This window comes from Streptococcus sp. 2154 (assembly GCF_013277255.1).
Lineage (GTDB): Bacteria > Bacillota > Bacilli > Lactobacillales > Streptococcaceae > Streptococcus > Streptococcus pseudopneumoniae.
Window position 1 is genome coordinate 1 of record NZ_VMMK01000101.1, and the last position, 3,245, is coordinate 3,245.

The 3,245-nt window shown below is 32.0% G+C and carries 7 protein-coding genes; all 7 read right to left on the minus strand.

From position 1 onward, the window contains the following. Window positions 1-317 (minus strand): hypothetical protein (locus HT693_RS12200; RefSeq protein WP_345890526.1); only part of this gene is annotated, 317 nt, incomplete at its 3' end. A 169-nt stretch (window positions 318-486) separates the two neighbouring features. Continuing rightward, the gene (locus tag HT693_RS11625; protein WP_000424403.1) at window positions 487-789 is read right to left on the minus strand and encodes a hypothetical protein; all 303 of its coding nucleotides are present in this window, start codon (window positions 787-789) and stop codon (window positions 487-489) included. A gap of 332 nt (window positions 790-1,121) precedes the next feature. After that, complete coding sequence (locus HT693_RS11630; RefSeq protein ID WP_000424423.1) at window positions 1,122-1,427, minus strand: SPAR17_0115 family bacteriocin-like peptide; 306 nt, start codon at window positions 1,425-1,427, stop codon at window positions 1,122-1,124. Window positions 1,428-1,610: 183 nt separating this feature from the next. Next, the gene (locus HT693_RS11635) at window positions 1,611-2,513 is read right to left on the minus strand and encodes a hypothetical protein (RefSeq protein WP_000984724.1); all 903 of its coding nucleotides are present in this window, start codon (window positions 2,511-2,513) and stop codon (window positions 1,611-1,613) included. Beyond that, entirely contained in the window at window positions 2,510-2,713 is a 204-nt protein-coding gene (locus tag HT693_RS11640; protein WP_000525455.1) for a hypothetical protein, read from the minus strand. The genes HT693_RS11635 and HT693_RS11640 overlap by 4 nt, the downstream gene beginning before the upstream one ends. A gap of 7 nt (window positions 2,714-2,720) precedes the next feature. Next, on the minus strand, window positions 2,721-2,870 hold the full coding sequence (locus HT693_RS11645) for a hypothetical protein (protein WP_000170231.1): 150 nt from the start codon (window positions 2,868-2,870) through the stop codon (window positions 2,721-2,723). Further along, window positions 2,863-3,072 (minus strand): hypothetical protein, encoded by a 210-nt coding sequence (locus tag HT693_RS12205; protein ID WP_050971569.1) that lies wholly within the window; start codon window positions 3,070-3,072, stop codon window positions 2,863-2,865. Before HT693_RS12205 ends, HT693_RS11645 begins: the two co-directional genes overlap by 8 nt. Window positions 3,073-3,245 lie beyond the last annotated feature (173 nt).

Consider the following 3,245-nt stretch of genomic DNA (forward strand, 5'->3'; position numbering starts at 1 on the left):
TTGTTACTGACTTCGTCAGTTCTATCTGCAACCTCAAAACTGTGTTTTGAGCTGACTTCGTCAGTTCTATCTGCAACCTCAAAACTGTGTTTTGAGCTGACTTCGTCAGTTTTATCTACAACCTCAAAACGGTGTTTTGAGCTGACTTCGTCAGTTTCATCTACAACCTCAAAACTGTGTTTTGAGCTGACTTCGTCAGTTCTATCTGCAACCTCAAAACAGTGTTTTGAGCTGACTTCGTCAGTTTTATCTACAACCTCAAAGCAGTGCTTTGAGCAACCTGCGGCTAGCTTCCTAGTTTGCTTTTTGATTTTCATTGAGTATTAGCAACAATATAGATAAGAAAGGCAAACATGATTACCAGATAGCTCACTATAAGGAAAACATGCTTAAAAATACTAGTATCAAATAAACTCACGATAGCTAATAATAGATTCATAATAAATACTATAGTCGCAAATAGTTGTACTTTTTTATCTTTCATAACTAGTCCCAGCCTAAATTACTTTCCAATATCCTACCGAAATTATAGCCGGTAATATAGCCTGACATATAACCTGTTGCTGCACCACAAGTAGCTAAAATGAATGCATAGCTAACTGTACCAATAACTGGTAAGGTTATTGTCCCTAGTGCTGCACCAGCTGCCGCTCCAGTTATAGCTCCTGCTATTCCGCTTGCGACACCACCTACACCTCCACAAAGCAAGGCAAGCCACCCTTCACCATCAAGATACATCATCTCTTCTTGCTCAATAGCAACATAGTTGTTTGGTAATACGAGTTCCATCAAAATTCTCTTTTTTATTAATCATGGTTAGGATAGTTTCCTAACAAGTGATCGCAGGCTTTGTTTAGTTACCTAAATTAGACTTCCTTCCTTTATCTTATTTTAAATATTTAAAACCAGTTACTGCTTGAAGCTTAACAGTTTACTTAATTCAAATAACAGCTAATCACTGATTCCCTAATTTTATCAAATATACTAATAACAACAATTGTGATACGATCATCATTATAAGAACAACATTTAACGAATCAAAGTTTTTCCGAGATAATAATAAAGCAACAGCAAGCAGTATTATTACTAAAGATTGAATAACTACTATTACTCTTAACATTTTATCCTCTACCAGTAACCAAAGCATAGTATCTATTTTCAAAACCGAGCATAACTATTGCACCTATTGCTCCAAATGCAACCAGCATTGCTCCCCTAATACCCCACTTATTTTTTTGATAATCAGAGTTTTTATATCCTGAATAGTAGACTCTTTCTCCTAACACATATCCTGTGCTATACGATGCGCCACCAATTGTGATAGCCAAGGCAACAATGGCCGAAATTGACATTGGTTCTCCGCCATCAAGATACATCATCTCTTCTTGTTCAAGATCAACATAATTATTTGGCAATACGAGTTCCATTTGTTTTCTCCTTTTTTATTAAGCATGGTTAGGATAGTTTCCTAACAAGTGAGCATCGACTTTGTTTATAGCACTTAGTTACCTAGATAAGATACTTTTTTGCCTAATCATATTCTATAGATGAACAGATTTGCAAACCTAATTAGTTGAAATTATTTCATTTGTTGTACGAACAGTATGAATCTAGATTATCTTCTTATTACTAATCAATATCCTTCGTGATTTTATCTTATCATACTCTCTATTCATACAGAAATTAAAATTATTTCTTAACCAACTTGTATAATAGAAAAAATCTAGTTGATTGATTCTGATGAGCCGTATTCTAATTTTATCAATCTTTTCTTGCCAGTTATTATTGTTACTAATAGAAATCTCATACAGCAGTAACTCGGCAAGACCTGTACACAGAAGGGTGTTCTGAGAATCTTCGATTTTTTTCAAAATATCCTCAAAGATCTCGCTATCCGTTAAAAAGGTAGATTGGTTAATCGCATCATACAGCAGAATACACATTAAGTCAGAATAATTTAGCTCTGATTTTTGTATTTTATCCTTTAAAGTATTGCTCAAATCCCTGTCAAACGAATCTTCTTTTTGCCATTTATTTTGATTGAAAAGAAATTCCGTCTTATTAAAAACGATATGGTTGATATCCATTATATTCCAAAAAAATATTGTAGTAAGCACGATGAGGGCAGAAGGAATTTTTAAAATAAATACTAGAATAATAGCTATTTCAAGAATAAAACTCCATATAATCCTCGATTTTAAATCATCAGCAGACAAACTTTTACGGTGGAATGAAAAATAGGGTGAGAATCGCACATTTACTTTCTTCTTTCCTGTAAAAATAAAAGGAAAAATTGTAATAAGACCTTCTTTCTTGTATACATCTTTCAATGCATATACTAGGTCTAAAACTATTTTTGAGAAAATCAAGCTACAGAAAGTAAGACCCATACTGATAACAAAATCAAGGGGAATTTCTAAATTCAATGGCAAGTTATTCACTAAGACATGCAACTCTAACCACAAGCCTAAAAAAGGAAGCATTAGTAAGAAAACAATTAGTTTACGCATCATAATTTTACAGCACCCTTATCTTTTTTTAATTTTGCATAAACTATCATTGCTATGGTTAAAATCAAAAATATTAAATTAATCATAATGATTAATTTCTTTAGTTCCTCATCAACATGATCATATGCTAAAAAAGTTACAGAGGAAATTAGTAGAAATGCCAAAAATACAATAACAAAAATTTTTTCAATTTTCATACCCATTTTACAATCACCTTAAGTCGTTTAAGTTTAGATCTCTGCGATGAATATCATTATTTGCCCAAATTGTTGTGATTGCATCACCAATTGACATCCAAGTTGCAAATCTGTTAATAGCAGAAGTTGCAAAACCTGCTTTATTGATAACAACTTTAGTCATCATCGTCTCTATAAAAATATTTTCTATACACTCTTGATAATACCAAAATTAATGTCAATATCATACCAAGAGCTATAATAATAGAATTTATTAGATTTATTTTAGTATATCCAATCACTAGTCCAATTATTGGACTAGTGATTGGATATACTAAAAATGACAAAAAATGAATTTCACCAATTCCAGCAAAAAAATGTTTCATTTTAAATATCCCAATTTTACCTTTCGTCTTAACAATCCACTAACAAATCTATTTACTTCTCTTTTTTTTGAAAAATCTTGACAGCAAATTTACTCCACTTAATGCTACTAAGATTTCAATGGTAGCATTCCCACAAGAGAAAAATGCAAACTGATACTATCCTAAAATCAAAA